Raw genomic sequence first — 223 nt, forward strand, 5'->3', positions numbered from 1 at the left:
GCCTGCCCAACCTGCGAAGAAAATATCCAGACAGCCCCGGCACCGGCCAAACTCCTGCCCAAGAGCAATGCCAGTGCCACCCTGTTGGCTTACGTCGCCACCGCCAAGTACCAGGATGCCTTACCGCTCTACCGGCAGAGCCAGATCTTTGCCCGGCACGGCGCCGACATCCCGCGCAATACCCTGGCCCGCTGGATGATACAGGCGGGTGAGAGCCTATCAC

At 62.8% G+C, this 223-nt stretch carries 1 protein-coding gene; it reads left to right on the top strand.

Translation table 11 applies throughout. The features are described 5' to 3' along the window. The coding region (locus M8006_RS18095; RefSeq protein ID WP_250084633.1) for an IS66 family transposase at positions 1-223 on the top strand (223 nt) is incomplete at both ends.

The organism is Halomonas llamarensis (genome assembly GCF_023555005.1).
In the GTDB taxonomy this organism is placed as follows: domain Bacteria; phylum Pseudomonadota; class Gammaproteobacteria; order Pseudomonadales; family Halomonadaceae; genus Vreelandella; species Vreelandella llamarensis.